This is a genomic window from Rhodococcus sp. IEGM 1366 (assembly GCF_033142425.1).
Taxonomy (GTDB): Bacteria; Actinomycetota; Actinomycetes; order Mycobacteriales; family Mycobacteriaceae; genus Rhodococcus_F; species Rhodococcus_F globerula.
Genome location: NZ_JAWLRZ010000006.1, coordinates 12982 through 27055, shown reverse-complemented (window position 1 = coordinate 27055; position 14074 = coordinate 12982). Strand labels below are relative to the sequence as shown.

Annotated in this window: 12 protein-coding genes and 1 riboswitch; of the genes, 8 read left to right on the top strand and 4 right to left on the bottom strand. The window is 63.5% G+C overall.

Going from position 1 to position 14074, the window contains the following annotated elements:
• Window positions 1–8: 8 nt before the first annotated feature.
• From R4P64_RS18390 to R4P64_RS18370, 5 genes are read left to right on the top strand one after another with little or no spacing between them, the layout of a single operon-like run.
• Window positions 9–1961 carry an FAD-dependent oxidoreductase gene (locus R4P64_RS18390; RefSeq protein WP_317822126.1) on the top strand — a complete coding sequence of 651 codons (1953 nt, stop codon included), beginning with the start codon at window positions 9–11 and terminating at the stop codon, window positions 1959–1961.
• Window positions 1958–2782, top strand: coding sequence for an aldo/keto reductase (locus tag R4P64_RS18385; RefSeq protein WP_020970532.1), 825 nt, complete (start codon window positions 1958–1960; stop codon window positions 2780–2782). The genes R4P64_RS18390 and R4P64_RS18385 overlap by 4 nt, the downstream gene beginning before the upstream one ends.
• The gene (locus tag R4P64_RS18380) at window positions 2782–3876 is read left to right on the top strand and encodes a Gfo/Idh/MocA family oxidoreductase (protein ID WP_317822124.1); all 1095 of its coding nucleotides are present in this window, start codon (window positions 2782–2784) and stop codon (window positions 3874–3876) included. The genes R4P64_RS18385 and R4P64_RS18380 overlap by 1 nt, the downstream gene beginning before the upstream one ends.
• Window positions 3873–5600, top strand: coding sequence for an FAD-dependent oxidoreductase (locus R4P64_RS18375; protein ID WP_317822122.1), 1728 nt, complete (start codon window positions 3873–3875; stop codon window positions 5598–5600). Before R4P64_RS18380 ends, R4P64_RS18375 begins: the two co-directional genes overlap by 4 nt.
• On the top strand, window positions 5597–6400 hold the full coding sequence (locus tag R4P64_RS18370; RefSeq protein WP_317822120.1) for a sugar phosphate isomerase/epimerase family protein: 804 nt from the start codon (window positions 5597–5599) through the stop codon (window positions 6398–6400). The genes R4P64_RS18375 and R4P64_RS18370 overlap by 4 nt, the downstream gene beginning before the upstream one ends.
• Before the next feature lie 54 nt (window positions 6401–6454).
• Here the strand turns inward: R4P64_RS18370 and R4P64_RS18365 are convergent, their stop codons facing one another.
• Window positions 6455–7543 (bottom strand): 3-deoxy-7-phosphoheptulonate synthase, encoded by a 1089-nt coding sequence (locus R4P64_RS18365; RefSeq protein ID WP_033234043.1) that lies wholly within the window; start codon window positions 7541–7543, stop codon window positions 6455–6457.
• 230 nt (window positions 7544–7773) lie between these two features.
• Window positions 7774–7910: riboswitch (cobalamin riboswitch) on the top strand.
• A gap of 42 nt (window positions 7911–7952) precedes the next feature.
• Between R4P64_RS18365 and R4P64_RS18360 the strand changes: the two genes are divergently transcribed.
• From R4P64_RS18360 to R4P64_RS18350, 3 genes are read left to right on the top strand one after another with little or no spacing between them, the layout of a single operon-like run.
• A complete protein-coding gene (locus tag R4P64_RS18360) occupies window positions 7953–8999 on the top strand; it encodes an ABC transporter substrate-binding protein (RefSeq protein WP_411742688.1) in 1047 nt (348 codons plus the stop codon).
• Window positions 8996–10036, top strand: coding sequence for a FecCD family ABC transporter permease (locus tag R4P64_RS18355; protein ID WP_317822117.1), 1041 nt, complete (start codon window positions 8996–8998; stop codon window positions 10034–10036). Before R4P64_RS18360 ends, R4P64_RS18355 begins: the two co-directional genes overlap by 4 nt.
• Window positions 10033–10830 carry an ABC transporter ATP-binding protein gene (locus R4P64_RS18350; RefSeq protein ID WP_317822115.1) on the top strand — a complete coding sequence of 266 codons (798 nt, stop codon included), beginning with the start codon at window positions 10033–10035 and terminating at the stop codon, window positions 10828–10830. The genes R4P64_RS18355 and R4P64_RS18350 overlap by 4 nt, the downstream gene beginning before the upstream one ends.
• On the opposite strand, the gene R4P64_RS18345 is transcribed toward R4P64_RS18350, so the two are convergent.
• From R4P64_RS18345 to R4P64_RS18335, 3 genes are all read right to left on the bottom strand, one after another.
• Entirely contained in the window at window positions 10778–11893 is a 1116-nt protein-coding gene (locus R4P64_RS18345; protein WP_317822113.1) for a DNA alkylation repair protein, read from the bottom strand. The genes R4P64_RS18350 and R4P64_RS18345 overlap by 53 nt on opposite strands.
• A 119-nt stretch (window positions 11894–12012) precedes the next feature.
• Window positions 12013–12996 carry a hypothetical protein gene (locus R4P64_RS18340; protein WP_317822111.1) on the bottom strand — a complete coding sequence of 328 codons (984 nt, stop codon included), beginning with the start codon at window positions 12994–12996 and terminating at the stop codon, window positions 12013–12015.
• Window positions 12993–14045: an isopenicillin N synthase family dioxygenase gene (locus tag R4P64_RS18335; protein ID WP_033234037.1), complete on the bottom strand. Its 1053-nt coding sequence runs from the start codon at window positions 14043–14045 to the stop codon at window positions 12993–12995. The genes R4P64_RS18340 and R4P64_RS18335 overlap by 4 nt, the downstream gene beginning before the upstream one ends.
• Between the last annotated feature and the right edge of the window lie 29 nt (window positions 14046–14074).

Here is a 14074-nt window from a genome sequence, read left to right as displayed (position 1 = left end):
GAGCACTGATGAACGCAACCCAACCGTTCGCCGAACCCCTCGACATGGGCAGCGTCCGCCTTCGGAACCGATTCGTATCTGCTCCGATGGAACGCAATTACTGCGAAGTCGACGGCACCATGACGGACGAGTACATCGCATATCTCGCTCGCCGCGCCGAAGGTGGTGCGGCACTGATCTTCACCGAGGCGAGCTACGTGCGCGCCGACGGCAAAGGCCGCATCCGGCAGATGGGCGTCGACGTCGACGAACGGATTCCCGGTATCAAGAAGATGGCCGACGCGATCCACGCTCACGGCGCCCTCGTCGGAGTCGAACTCAACCACGGTGGACGTACGGCGCAAGGTTCTGTCAGCGGGTTTGTTCCCGTTGCCCCGACACCGATTCCGTGTTTGGTTGTCGGCGGCGAGATGCCAGAACAACTCGACGGCGACGACATCGAGCACATCATCGAATGTTTCGGTGAAGCCGCAGCGCGCTGCCAGCAGGCCGGCGTCGACGTCATCTCCCTGCACGGTGGCCACGGGTATCTGATCCACCAGTTCCTCTCCCCTGCTTACAATCACCGCGACGACGAGTGGGCCGACCCCACCTTGTTCGTCAACAAGGTCATCGCCTCCGTCCACGAGCATGCTCCGGGAATCACTCTGGGACTTCGATTCTCAGCCTTCGAAGGCATTGACGGCGGACTCGACGCCGAGACAACCCGCGCGCGCATCGACGCCATCGACACCGACCGACTCGATTTCCTCGACGTCTCGGCCGGCAACTACGAAGCGGGACAGTGGATCATCCAGCCCGGTGAATGGTCCCGTGGACTCCTCGCGCCGTACTCCGAGCAGTACCAACGCGACTTCGACATCCCGGTGGGTGTGGCCGGACGCATCACGTCGCCGGAGATCGCCGCGCAGATCATCGATTCCGGGCAGGCGAACTTCGTCAGCATGGCCCGTACGTTGCACGCCGATCCGGACTTTCCGAATCGCGCTATCGACGGTGGCCGCTACCGGCCGTGCATCGCCTGCAACTACTGCATCGACAGCCTTGCCGGCGGCCCCATTCCCTGCTCCGTCAACCCGTGGGTCGGACGTGAACTGGATCAGCCCACAAAGCCGGCTGATGCCACCGTGCGGGTCGCCGTCATCGGTGCCGGTCCGTCCGGAATGGCCGCTGCCCGCGACCTCGCACTTGCCGGTCATCGCGTCGACCTGTACGACGAACGCCCCAGTCTCGGTGGCGACTTCGCTCTGGCATCGAAGCTGCACGAGTATCCCGAATACGGGCGGATCGTAGACTGGTACCTCGCGGAACTGGCCGAACTCGGAGTGCAGTGCCACACTTCGACCAGAGCTGATGCAGCATTGCTCGTCGACAGTGACTTCGACGCGATCGTCCTTGCTGCCGGTGGGCACGGTCCCGTGACTGACCTCCCCGGCGCGCAGACCCGAACCGTCCGTGACGTTCGCGAGTTCCTGGTTTCCGGAGATCCGGTCCCCGAGGCAATCACCATTTTCGGCGCCGACCGCGAGGCTGCTGCCGTCGCAGACGATCTGCTCCAGAAGGGCACCCAGGTCGTCATGATCGGGCCGCAGGAAACCATCGCGCACGACGTCGGCCGACGCGGCAAGATCGTACTGCTGCCGCGCCTGGCCGCAAGTGAGAACCTCTCGACCTACCTGAGCTCGATCGTCACCAAAGTCGACGCCGATCGGGTCACGATCTCGACAGACGGTGTACTGAGCGAAGTCGACGCCCCCGGCGAGCTGCTGATCTCACAGGGCGTCGAGCCGCGCTCGGAGCTTCTGGCCGAACTACGTTCACTGGCACCACGACTCGGGGTCCATACCGTCGGCGACGCGAGCGGTGACGGCGGATCCATCCATGCCGCACTCGTGACCGCAGCCGACGTTGCCGTCGCCATCACCGCCGCCGCTGCGGCCCGTCAGGAGGTTCACGCATGAGCGCACACACAGCCGCACCGGTGGCAACTGCGTTGCCACCCATCGGACTCGGAACCTGGCCACTGGTCGGTGCCGACGCCACGAAGTCGGTACTCTCCGGAATCGAGGCCGGGTACCGCCTCATCGACACCGCCGCGATCTACGGCAACGAGGACGCCGTCGGCGTAGCGTTGGCGGAGTCTGCTCTACCGCGAGAAGAACTGTTTGTCACCACCAAACTTCGTGGAAACGACCAGGTTTCCGGTGACATCCGCGGAGCGCTCGAGCAGAGCCTGGAACGACTGGGACTGGATCAACTCGATCTGTTCCTGATCCACTGGCCGCTCCCGCGAATCGATCGTTACGTTGCGTCGTTCGAGGCGATGCTGGCCTGCCGCGACGCCGGACTGGTTCGGTACGTGGGTGTGTCGAACTTCCTGGAGCACCACCTGCGCCGCGTCGTCGCCGAAACCGGTGAGGCACCGGCAGTCAACCAGATTCAGATGGACCCGTCGCTCGCGCGAATTCCGGTGCGCCGCGCCAACGACGAACTCGGAATCTTCACGCAGTCGTGGAGCCCGCTCGGCCGCGGCGATGTGCTCGACAACGCCGTGGTCGGGGAGATCGCCGGTCGAATCGGTTGCACACCAGCTCAAGTGGTCCTCGCTTGGCACGTCGCGCAGGGTGTGGTTCCGGTCGCGCGATCAGCGAACCCGACGCGTCAGGCCGAGAACCTGGCAGCACTCGACGTGCCCCTCTCCGGCGAGGACATCGAAGCACTGAACAGTCTCGACCGCGGCGAGTCTGCGGCGCGGGACGTCGAAGCAGAGGAACATTTCTGATGACGTTGAAAGTCGGAATCGTCGGCTGCGGCAAGATCGCCGGCAACCATGCCCGAGCCCTGCAACAAGTCCCCGGCGTCGAGGTAATCGGCTGCTGCGATCCCGATCTCGGACGCGCCCGGGAGTTCGCGGCAACGTATGGCATTCCCGCAGCCGTGAGTTCAGTGGAGCAACTTCTCGCCCTCGGACTCGACGCCTGCACCGTCTGCACGCCGCACCCGGTACATGAAGAGGTAGTCGTGGCCGCTGCCGAAGCGGGTGTACATGTGTTGTGCGAGAAGCCCATCGCAGTCGATGTTGCTGCCGCCGACCGGATGATCGAGGCCGCCGACCGCGCCGGTATCACCTTCGGCGTCCTCTTCCAACGCCGCTTCTGGCCGGCAGCGCGCCGGATCCGGGACGCCATCGACGACGGCCGGATCGGACTGCCCACGCTCGGCGAGGCGTCGGTGATCCTGCACCGCCCGTCGAGTTACTACTCGGCCGACGCGTGGCGCGGACGCTGGGACACCGACGGCGGTGGCGTGCTCATGACGCAGGCGGTGCACCAGATCGACATGCTGGCCTGGTTCATGGGCGAGGCCGTCTCGGTCAGCGGCTTTATCCGCACCCACACCCACGGTGAGCACATCGAGACCGAGGACAGCGCGTCGGCTGTGATTTCCTTTGCCTCGGGCGGCACCGCGACTGTCACTGCGACAACGGGTGCCAATCACAACCTGGGCAACCGCGTCACAGTGATCGGACGCACCGGTGCCGTCGCCAGCGTCCTCGAATTTCCCGAAGGACACGAGGGTGTCAACGAAATCTGGACCGTGCCGGGCGAAGCGGAGTTCCAGTCGCGGTACTCCGCCGATATCGACGCCAACCTCGATGTGGGAGCGGTCAATGCGGCACTCACCGACTTCCACACCCTGCAGGTTCAGGACTTCGCCGACGCCGTCCTGACCGGGCGCGAACCCGCCGTCACCGGACGAGACGCCCGTGCGTCGCTTGCCATCATCACCGCAATCTACGAATCGTCACGAACTGGGAAGGTTGTCGATCTGACATCGACACCGACCCTCGCAACAACTGCCAAGGAGCAGAAATGAGTAGCAGTACCCCCCTCACCTACGACGTGGTTGTCGTGGGCTCCGGCGCAGGCGGGCTTTCCACAGCAATTGCCGCAGCACATGGCGGCGCGTCGGTACTCGTTGTCGAGAAGGCCGACACCTGCGGCGGCGCAACGGCCTGGTCAGGCGGGTGGATGTGGACCCCGCGCAACATGTTTGCCATCGCCGACGGGGTTGTCGAGGATCGTTCGGCACCGCGAACATATTTGGAGAACCGACTCGGCGACAACTTCGACGCCGCCAAAGTGGATGCACTCCTCGACGGCGCACCGGAGATGGTCGAGTTCTTCGAACGCAAGACTGCGCTGAAGTTTGTTCCCGGAGCCAAGATCGCCGACATTCACGGCGACACACCGGGAGCCGGCACGGGTCATCGTTCCGTCGGACCGAAACCGGTGAGCTTGCGAAAGCTCGGACCCGACGTCGCGGCGCTGCTACGTCGACAGTTGTACGAGACGTCATTCCTCGGCATGGGCATCATGGCCGGCCCCGACCTGCAGGCATTCCTGCATTCGACTCGATCGCCAAAAGCCTTTGTGCACTGTGGTGTTCGCGTGACAAAGCACATGTTCGATCTCGCCACCAAGCGTCGTGGCCAGCAACTCGTCAACGGCACTGCGCTTGTCGGCATGATGATTCGCTCAGCGCTCGATCTCGGCGTCGAGATTCGGGTGAAAACGTCGGCAACATCGCTGCAGACTGACGATGACGGTCGCGTTGTCGGTGTCCGCCTCGAAGGTCCGGATGGTGCGTACTCGGTAACTGCCACGCGCGGCGTCGTACTGGCCACCGGCGGCTTCGCCCAGGACATCGACCGCCGACGTGAACTGTTCCCCCGTACCCCCACCGGAAACGAGCACTGGTCACTCACTCCGAAGACAACCACCGGCGACGGCATCACCCTCGGCGAATCCGTGGGTGGTCGCCTCGACCGCACTCTTGCCTCCCCCGTCGCGTACTGCCCCGTCTCCATCGTTCGTTACCGCAACGGCAAGGAAGGTGTGTTCCCGCACATCCTCGACCGCGGAAAGCCCGGTGTCATCGGAGTTCTCGCGAACGGCAAGCGTTTTGTCAACGAAGCACTCGGCTACCACGACTACACCCTCGCGATGGTCGAGCAGGTTCCCGAGAGCAAAGAAGTGTGCTCGTGGTTGATTGCCGATCAGCAGTATGTGCGCTACCTCCCGCTGGGCATGGCCAAGCCCCTGCCGATCCCGATCCAGCCGTACCTGCGCTCGGGATACCTGACACGTGGTCGCACTGTTCGCGAACTGGCGGAGAAAATCGGCGTTGATCCGACGCAGTTGGAAAAGACAATCGAGGCATTCAATGTCGGGGCCGTGGCCGGTGAAGACCCCGAGTTCGGTCGCGGCACAACACCGTTCAACCGGGGATCCGGCGATACCGCCAACCCCTGGCCGAACCCGTCGCTCGCGCCCTTACAGAAGGGTCCGTACTACGCGGTGAAGGTGGTGCCGGGCAGTTTCGGTACCTTCGCCGGGCTTGTCACCGACTCGTCGTCGCAGGTTCTCGATGACAACGACCGCCCCATCGAGGGATTGCTCGCCGTCGGCGTCGATCAGGCCAGCGTGATGGGCGGGCACTACCCGTCCGGCGGCATCAACCTCGGCCCGGCTATGACGTTCGGTTACCTGGCAGGTCGGGAACTGGCCGGAGCCAAGACAGTTGGAGCGCACGCATGACACTCTCACTCGGGCTTGCAGCCCTCACAGTGCTCGATACCGCACCGATGCAGCACGTCGACTTGGCGGAAAAACACGGCTTCGACACCATCGGTATCCGTCTGATGCCCGCGGCACCAGGTACGACGGCCTACCCTCTGCACGAGGACAAGCAGTCGTTGGACGAACTGGTGCGTCGACTGGATGATTCACCCGTAGAGGTATTCGACCTCGAAATCATCCGCCTTGCAGCCGACTTCGACCCCGCCGACTATGTTCCGCTTCTCGAAGCGGGCGCACAGCTCGGAGCCAAGGCCGTTCTGGTGGGCGGCGACGACCGCGACCGCGCTCGGCTCACGGACTCCTATGCCCGCCTCGCGGAACTGTGCGCGAACTACGGCATCGTCGCCTCGCTCGAATTCATGCCGTGGACTGCGGTGCCCGATGCGCGTGCTGCCATCGAGATCGTCTCGGCAGCAGACGGTCCGGCTCGGAGCGTTCTCGTCGACGCATTGCACACCGATCGCTCGGCGACAACGCTGGAAGATCTTGCGTCCATCCCGCGCGAGTGGCTGCACTACGCCCAGATGTGCGACGGTTCGACCCCCGCTCCCACCGATGACGCAGAACTGATCCGTCACGCCCGCGAAGAGCGTCTGGTGCCCGGCGCCGGCGGCATAGCACTGGCCGACATCTGGTCGACATTGCCTGCCGGACTGCCGGTCAGCATCGAATTGCCCAACGAACCGCTACGTCAGGCCGTCGGCACGGACGCTTGGCTGGAACGCCTGGTCACGGCCACGCGAGAAGTTTTGACCTAGCGGCCCTGTGCGCCTTTTTGGTAGTTGGCGCTACCAGAAAGGCGCACGGGGGCGTCAGCCCCTACGGCTGGCAACGGCCTGCGCCAGACGGTCCAACTGCGCTGCCGTGGTGGACCAGTCGATGCACGCGTCGGTGATGGACTGACCGTAGGTGAGTTCGTCCGCCTTGCCCAAGGTCAGGTCCTGACGACCGGCCTCGATGAAGCTCTCCAACATGACACCCGCGATTCCCTGCTCACCGCCGGCGAGACGAGCTGCGATGTCGTCGAGGACGATGACCTGACGCTCGTGATCCTTGCTGCTGTTGCCGTGGCTCGCGTCGATGACCACACGCTCGGGCAGGTTCGACTTGCGCAGGCGGGCAAGGGTATCCGCGACCGTCTCGGCGTCGTAGTTCGGTCCATCGCTGCCACCACGCAGGATGACGTGGCAGTCGGGGTTACCTGCCGTACGGATCAAGGCAGCCTGACCGTCGAGGTCGGTTCCGGGGAACACGTGGCTCGCTGCCGCAGCGCGGGTACCGTCGACGGCTACCTGCACGTCGCCTTCGGTGGAGTTCTTGATTCCGACGGGCATGGACAGTGCGCTGCACAGCTGGCGATGCACCTGGCTCGCAGCGGTCCGGGCACCGATCGCGCCGTAGCTGACCAGGTCCGCGATGTACTGCGGCATGATCGGGTCGAGGAATTCACAGCCGACGGGCAGACCGAGGCTCGACACGTCGAGCAGCAACTTGCGGCCGATACCAAGACCGGTGTTCACGTCGTAGGTGCCGTCGAGGTGGGGATCGTTGAGCAGGCCCTTCCAACCCAGCGTGGTGCGCGGCTTTTCGAAGTAGACCCGCATGACGATGTGCAGGTCGTCCCGCAGTTCTTCGGCCTTGGCAGCCAACCGGCGGGCGTAGTCCATCGCAGCTTCCGGATCGTGTACCGAGCACGGTCCGACAACAACGATCAAACGGTCGTCGTCACCGTTGAGGATGTTGATCGTGTCCGCACGGCCGGTCCGCACGGTTGCGGCCGCGACCTCGTCGGGTGCGTGCTGAGCTCGGACGGTCGCCGGCGAAACCAGCGGACTGATACTGACAGTGCGCTGATCGTCGAGGCTGTCCGATGTGGCTGTGGTGTCGATGGTGACAGTCATGGGGTTTCGGTCTCCTGTTCTCAGGCCGACCCCAGAGATGAAGTGAACTCCAGCGAGCCGGTCTGTAATCCGGCTCTTGGGTGGAGGTTGTCAGCGCGTGGTTACGCCGGCAGGCCCACCCGGGGCCGGCCTGCTAAACCAGAAATAGACGCGCTGCATGTCGGCCACGATACCTCGAGTGCTGACGAGGTCAATTCCACCCCTGTGTTTGCGAGGAGAAACCAGCACCTCGTTATGGTTGACGTGGCCGTTCGTGCGGCCACGATCGGCGAGGGAACCTGGTGCAAGTCCAGGGCTGACGCGCAACGGTGACGAACCTTCTCGAGGGATCGAAGTCCGGATACTCGCTGATCGAGCACGGCGAATTCTCGGCTCCGCGATCGAGCCCTGAGCAAGGAGTTCCCTCTTCATGCGTTTTATGCGCTTCACATCAGCAGTTGTTGCCACCTCGGCTCTCGCGTTTGGTCTGGCCGGCTGCGGCGCCTCCGACGACTCCGTCACCGCGAGTGACGCCAGCTCGTCCAACTACCCCCTGACCATCGACAATTGTGGTCGACAAGTCACGATCGACGCACCACCGACACGTGCGGTCTCCCTCAACCAAGGCTCCACCGAGATTCTGCTGTCCCTCGGTCTCGCAGACCGCATGGTCGGCACCGCGACGTGGACCGATCCCGTTCGCGAAAACCTCGTAGCCGACAACAATCGAGTCCCGCGCCTTGCCGACAACAAACCGTCGTTCGAGGTTGTCCTCGACACGGAGCCCGATTTCGTGTCGGCCTCGTTTGCCTCCACGATTGCCGAGGGTGGCGTCGCGAGCCGAGATCAGTTCGCCGCGCTCGGCGTGCCGACGTACCTCTCGCCCACCGACAACGGCTGCGACGGCAAGGTGTCCTCGGCGTCGAATGCGGACGGCGCTCGCACCGAACCGTTGAAGATCGAGACTGTCTACCAGGAAATCCGGGACCTGGCAGCAATTTTCGACGTGCGTGATCGAGGCGAGCAGTTTGTCGCCGAACTACAGGATCGATTCGCGAAAGCGTCCGATTCCGTCGACGCGTCCGGGCTCTCACTCGCATTCTGGTTTGCCGACACCATGACTCCGTACATGGCTGGTTGCTGTGGCTCGTCCGGAATTATCACGGAATCTGTTGGCGCGGAGAACATCTTCGCCGATACGACGGACGAATGGCCCCAGGTCAGTTGGGAAACCATCCTCGATCGCAACCCAACGGCCTTGGTGCTCGCGGACCTGAGCCGGCGCAGTATCGACGGTGACGCTCTGGCCAGCAAGATCGCCTTCCTCGAATCCAACCCTGTCACCTCGCGTCTGCAAGCTGTGCAGGACAAGAAGTACATCGTTGTGAACGGCGCCGATCTCAACCCCTCGATCCGCACGATCGACGGTGTCGAGAAGACCGCTACCGCGCTGCGTGACTGGGGCTTGGCCAATTGAGCACGCGCACTGCGCGTCTCGAATCCCGGTCAACTCTGGGAGTGCTGTTCCTGATCGGTTTGGTGGTTCTCGGATTCTCGATCGCGCTGGCGATCACGATCGGCCCGGCTAATCTGTCGGTTCGCGACGTCTACGCCGTAGTGCTCGAGCATTGGGGTGTCGGATCGTCCGGCGTCAGCCGCATCAAGGACGGCATAGTCTGGGAATTGCGGCTTCCCCGAACACTCTTGGCTGCAGTGTGCGGTGCTGGGCTCGCATTGTGCGGCGTCATCATGCAGTCGCTGCTCCGTAATCCACTGGCCGATCCTTTTGTTCTCGGAATTTCGTCCGGGGCTTCAACCGGTGCGGTGATGATCGCGGTACTCGGCATCGGCGGCGGCGTTATCTCGCTGTCCGCCGGTGCATTTGCCGGGGCCGTCGTCTCGTTCGGCCTGGTGATGCTGCTTGCGGCGGGCGCAGGCGGTGGCACGTCCCGCGTGGTCTTGGCAGGTGTTGCAGGCACACAACTGTTCTCGGCACTCACGTCGTTCATCGTCATTTCCTCCGCCGACGCCGAGCAGACTCGAGGCGTCTTGTTCTGGCTTCTCGGTTCGTTGGCCGGTGCCGGCTGGACGGACGTAGTTCTGTGTGGCGCAGTGGTAGCCGCCGGAATCCTTGTGTGTCTCGCCCAGGCACCGGCGTTGGACGCCTTCACTTTCGGCAACAACGCCGCCGCGACGCTCGGAATCCCGGTGCAGCGCGTTCGGCTACTCCTTCTCACCATCACCGCGCTGATCACGGCCGCACTGGTCAGCGCTGCCGGGGCGATAGGTTTTGTGGGACTGGTGCTTCCGCATGCAGCCCGGTTTCTGGTCGGTTCGAGACACAGCCGTTTACTCCCTGCCACGGCGCTGATCGGTGCGATTTTCATGGTGTGGGTCGATGCCATCGCACGTACTGCGTTTGCGCCCCAGGAGATTCCGGTCGGTGTTGTGACGGCCTTGATCGGCGTCCCCGCATTTGCGGTCATCCTGTTCCGCATGAGGAGAAGCGCATGAGCCTCGCAGCACACGACATCGTGTGGCATCGCGGAAAGAACCTGATCCTCGATCGGGTGAGCGTCGCTGCGCAACCTGGTGACTCCATCGGGATCCTCGGCCCCAACGGGTCCGGGAAGTCCTCGCTCATCAGCATCCTGGCTGGAGTCACAGCTCCTGATTCGGGCGACGTCACACTGGGCGACACAAGCATCAGCAGCATTCGCCGACGCACCGTCGCTCGGAAGATCGCGGTGGTCGATCAGCACGCCCACACCGAGGTCGACATCAGTGTGCTCGACGTCGTGAGGCTCGGCCGCATCCCACACCGCACGTTGTTCGGTTCCGGCGAGGAAGCCGACGACGACGCAATAGACCAGGCACTCGCCGATACCGGCATGACGTCGATGCGACGACGCTTGTGGCACACGCTGTCCGGCGGGGAACGCCAACGCGCGCAGATCGCCCGCGCGCTGGCTCAGCAACCGGACGTGCTGCTGCTCGACGAGCCGACCAACCACCTCGACATCTCACACCAACTCGACATCCTGTCACTGGTGTCGACGCTTCCGGTGACCAGTTACATTGCGCTGCACGACCTCAACGTGGCAGCGATGTTCTGCGACCGTCTTGTGGTGCTCGAACGCGGACGGGTGGTTGCGTCTGGCACACCGGTCGAAGTGCTGACCGAGGAACTGGTCGAACAGGTCTACCGAGTCCGGGCAAAAGTCACGATCGACCCCGACGACGGCTATCCCTCGGTCAGTTATCGTCCGCAGCGACTTCGAGCTGAAAAGATCTCAGGCCCTGTGTAACCCCGTTGATCTGTAACTCGACGGAATGCGTGCCCGCGTAATACCGCCGCGTGCTGATCGGCTTGAAGGAATGCCGCTTGGCTACCTTCGCACTGGCCCCGGGCGCGAGTGCGCGCGTGGTCAGCTTGAACACCTTCGGACTGGTGAGTCCGTTGGCCTTGACGTGATGGACTATGTAGTCGATTGCCACAGTCACGGACTCACCGCCGTTGTTACTCACCGCAAAACCGAATGCGATGTCTCCGCCCAGATCGACAGCGTCGCGATCGATCACAAAGTCCGAGATCACGATATCCGTGGGTGCTGCAAAGCCCAGCAGAGCCAACGCATCGACGTCGCCGGCTTTCACCAGGCTGCGCAGTGCATGGCGAACCACTTTGGGCGTAGCCGCGTCGGGATCACCGAGCCAACGCTTGGCGATCGATACCGCCAATGCAGCGTCCGCGCGACTGAGGTCGTTGAGATGATTGGCGACAGATCTCCGCACGTATTCCGAGTCGTCGCGGTACAGCGCGTCGAGAATCGAGACCGTGGACTCCGGGTGCTCCGTCAACGCCTTCACCCGCCTACCCCATGGCAGGCGCATCCGGGTGCCCTCACTGGCGAGGCGTCGAACATGCTCGTCCTGGTGATCGGTCCATCCGAGAGCGATCTCCAGCGCTCGCGCGGGATTCGCGTCGAGAAAGGTCCGGATCGCAAATTCGCTCGTCAGACGCGAGGTCAGTTCGGCGAGTAGCGCCATACCGTCGTCGAAATCTGCATTTCGGCCCCTGCGCGTGGCGATCACTGCAACAGCTTCCGTGACCGGCCAGATCATCCAGCCCGCAAAGGCCTCGTCGCGCAACGCCAGCCGGATTACCTCGGCAAAGCGCGGAAACTCCTCGGGTAGGTCGGACATCATCGCGTCTCGCACCACACGTGTGCGCTCACCGAGACTGAGTCCGTCAAAGCCGGATGAGCTCTCGCGAACAGCGGCCAATCGCGTGCGTCCCGACGCTTGTTCAAGGCACAGGGCAAGATCGGCGACTACGGAGGCTCCGAGCAGTTCATCAGCGGTGGGCATGCGCGAAGGGTACAACCGGGGTCCGACAGGAAGCGCTCGCTGTACGAGGTCTCGAACGTGCGTAGTGCCGGCGCCATTGCCAGTCCAGTTACAGACGGTCCCGTGTCGACGTGCTCGGATCAGGTCCTGAGTTCGGCAGTCAGGGTACGGCGGTCGGTCTCGTCAAGGAAGGTACCGGCGACCGATGCCAACTGGATGTCGTGAAGGTCGGCGACCGTCAATCCGGCGGCCTCGAGCATGGAGTGCTCGGAGGTGAGTGTTGTTCCGAAGTGTGCGGGCGCATCGGTGGCCGGTGAGATGCGGAGTCCACGGCGCCACATGTCTGCTGGAGCGCCCGCGACCTCGAGACCCCAGGTCTTCAAGAGTTCGGCCGCGCGGGTGCTGACGGTGAAAGTGACACCGGCGTCGAGGCATCGCTGTAGGTCGTCGTCGTTGCTCAGTATTGCGTATCCGTGGTCGATGCGGCTGCAGCCAAGCAGGTCGATGCTGTCCAGGATGCTGTCGGACCCGGCGGTTTCGCCGGCATGACTTGTGGCGCGTAGTCCTGCGCGTCGTATGCGAGCGAATGGCTCGATGAAAGTATCTGCGGGGCCCAGGGTTTCATCGTAGTCCAGGCCGACTCCGACCACGAGGTCGTTGTTGCACTCAACGATGTAATCGACCACTTGGGCGGCTTCGGCGGGTGAGCGGGAGCGGTCGATGGCCGGGATCAGGCGACAGTTGACGCCGGAGGTGGAGTGTTCGATGCCGTCGATGATGCCGGCGAGTTGGGTGCGGTAGGGCACCGCGTCGTCGAGATGGACCATGGGGCTCCAGAAGATTTCGACGTATCGGACGGCCTGCTGAGCCACCGAATGCAAGTACGTGTCGACGGCTTCGGCAAAGTCGCCTGCTGTGCGCAGGAGATGGGCGGTGGCGTCGTAGCCCTTCAGGTAGTCGTCGATGTCGGCGACGCTCTGGTAGGCACCCAGCGCCGGCGCAAGCAAGTGGTTCAGTGAGTTCCGCTGCGCAAGAAGGTAAACGAGGCTGATCGGCAGGGCGGCTTCGAGGTGACAGTGCAATTCGATCTTCGGAAGGGTGGCAACGGTGAATGTGCTACTCATGATGTACTGCCAGTGAGGCGAGCGGCCTCCCGGATCGCATGGGGATTCGGTTCCCGCCCCCGGGACCCGCGGAGCTTGGCGGTTATGTGCTCTTTGACCGTCACCGGCTCATATCGCGGTGGATTGCCGGGACCGGTGCAACCCGGCAGGCACGCGATGACCGTCTCGGGGTTGCCGTCGTGGAAGAAGGCCGCCGAGCGTCGCGGCACGAGCCGGCCGTCGACGCGTGGCGGCGCTACCCGGTGCATGGTGGAGATCCAGCGATCGTTGGTCCAGCGGGCCAGCGCATCGCCCAGGTTGACCAACAGTGCCCCGTCGGCGGGCTGTACGGGGTGCCAAACCCGCTGACTGTCAAGTATTTCCAGTCCTGGCACCTGATCTGCCCACAAGACCGTCACGATACCGTAGTCGGTGTGCGCTCCCATGCCCATCTGCTCGGATTCCAAGGTGACGTCGGGGTGGGGCAGTTGATAGTTGTTGATACGCAGTACATCCAGAGAGTGCGTGGTGAACTGCCGAAAGTAGTCGATCGGTAGATGCAGAGCCAGGGCGAAGATGTCGGCCATGGTGTGCGCCACGCGTCGGGCCTCGCCGAACCAAGCGGTAACGGCAGATTCGAAGTCGGTTGTCTCGCTGGGGAAGATGGTGGGCGCGTAGTCGACGGGATCGAGGTCCGGAGAGGCGTGGTCGGCAGGGTCGACGCCGATGTTGAACGCCTCGAAAAGATCTGCGGCGGTGATGATCCCGAGAGAGTTTGCCAACGCCTCGGCTCTCGGTGGGGTGTACCCGCGGTTGATGTGCGGCGGTGTGGAGTATTTGCGTTTGGTGGACTCCGGCAACGCGAAGAATTCGTCGGTGGCCGCGGTGAACCGATCGAGCACTTTCGGTTGGATGCCATGCCCGACCACCTGCATGAATCCGACGGTGGATGCAGCCAGATCGACCTGGCGGGCGATTGATTGCCGATCGATATCGGCCCCGCCTGTGAACGTCGAGATATCGATGATCGGGACCTGGAAGTCGGTTCCGGCGTTGCGGGCAAATGCCATGATGGATGTCGTCCTCGCGTGTTGGGTGG